The 1,686-nt window shown below is 36.8% G+C and carries 3 protein-coding genes; 2 read left to right on the forward strand and 1 reads right to left on the reverse strand.

All coding sequences use genetic code 11. The features are described 5' to 3' along the window. The first annotated feature begins 152 nt into the window (after positions 1-152). Together B151_RS0117465 and B151_RS0117470 are read left to right on the forward strand one after the other, a co-directional pair. Positions 153-518, forward strand: a complete 366-nt coding sequence (locus B151_RS0117465; protein WP_020404916.1) for a P-II family nitrogen regulator — start codon at positions 153-155, stop codon at positions 516-518. Between the two features lie 35 nt (positions 519-553). Beyond that, the gene (locus B151_RS0117470) at positions 554-1,027 is read left to right on the forward strand and encodes a DUF411 domain-containing protein (RefSeq protein ID WP_020404917.1); all 474 of its coding nucleotides are present in this window, start codon (positions 554-556) and stop codon (positions 1,025-1,027) included. 258 nt (positions 1,028-1,285) lie between these two features. On the opposite strand, the gene B151_RS19200 is transcribed toward B151_RS0117470, so the two are convergent. Beyond that, on the reverse strand, positions 1,286-1,686 hold a 401-nt coding region (locus tag B151_RS19200; RefSeq protein WP_020404918.1), incomplete at its 5' end, for a MerR family DNA-binding protein.

Below are 1,686 nucleotides of genomic sequence, written 5' to 3' on the forward strand. Positions count from 1 at the left end.
GTATTGCCTGTTATTTACTACCTCTGGAAAAGCAGGGAAGTAAAACGTTTATCAAAAACAACAGGTGAAGATCAACAATTAACCAGTTAACAAACAGAAAATAGATCTGGCAGGTTTTTTAAGCTTGCCAGTCTAAGATAAAGGTGATTAGCATGAATGAAATCAAAGCATTTATTCGGAAACGAAAAGCAGAAGAAGTTATAGATGGTTTAGAAGCCGAAGGTTACTGCTGCATGACCCTTATTGATGTTATGGGGCTCGGACGCATGTCTGATCCTGAGAAAGCTCAACTGTCGATAAGCATTGCCGAACGATTTACCCATATTGTAAAGCTTGTTGTTGTTTGCAGTGAAAAAGATACCGACCAGGTAATCGAGATTATTCGTAATAAGGCACGAAGTGGTCAGCGAGGTGATGGGATTATTTATGTTACGCCCGTCACTAACTCTATCCATATACGATCGGGAGATTCCGGTAGTGGCTTTTTACAACATGAACGTCGAGATAAAACAACTTAAAGAAGTAATCTCAAAAATCTAAAATCCACGAACTGATGAAAAAAACAATTATTTATCTAAGTATAATTTTATTATCCAGTTTAATTGTATGGGCTTTTGCTAAAAGGTCAAATCAAATAAATGAAGCAGCTAACAAAGATCTCCCTGAGATAGTTATGTATAAAAACCCTCAATGCACATGCTGTGACAGATGGGCCAATTACCTGAGGAAACAGGGTTTTCCAGTTTCCGTAAATATTTCAGATGAAATGATTTCAATTAAAGAAACTAATAAAGTTCCTTTAAATCTTGCGTCCTGTCATACAGCTTTTATCGATGATTATGTTGTAGAAGGCCATGTACCTGTTGAAGACATAAATAAAATGCTCAAAGAACGACCTGATGCTGTAGGTCTTGCTGCGCCTGGTATGCCAGCAGCATCTCCAGGTATGGATATTGCGACCAATGATATCTATGAAGTCAGGCTTTTCGATCAGAAAGGTAGCTCAGTTTTATATGCAACCCATTAGTTGAATGCGTTGTTGATCGACAAACCATGTCAATATTAATTTATAGCAATCTGGATGATAATACTTTAAACTAAATAGAAGATATTATAATAAAAAAGTCGTTTGCAGATATATTCCTGCGCTAGTTTCAATAATTATTCTATACTTGAACTCAGGCTTTTTTCATATTATTAAATATATATTGACCATTTTTTGTATTGAATCATTCAAAATACCTTTTGTGGATTTTAAATTAATTGAAAATTAGTTTGTTCTTCATCATCTAAGATTTTTCCCGGTCTTAGTCTCGCCTTCCAAGGCGCATAAAATGGGGCAATCTCCTTTAGGTCCATCTCCAGCGCATGCATCAATTAAATCGACTAAGGTATATTTGATTTGTTGGAGATCTTTAATTTTTTCTATTACATCCTGGTATTTTTCCTCTGCCTCGTTTTTGATCTCTGAACAGGTGGTATTCTCATCCACACGTAATTCAAGGAGTTCCTTAATTTCACTCAGCGTAAACCCAAGTTCTTGTGCCCGCTTTATAAATTTGATCTGATCGATGTGTCGCTGGGTAAATATACGATAGCCAGAGCGTCTTCGATCCGGTTCAGGGATGAGATTACGCTTTTCATAGTAACGTACCGTCTCCTTGTTTACATCAGCCCGGCGAGCTA

It is taken from the genome of Gracilimonas tropica DSM 19535, from assembly GCF_000375425.1.
Lineage (GTDB): Bacteria > Bacteroidota > Rhodothermia > Balneolales > Balneolaceae > Gracilimonas > Gracilimonas tropica.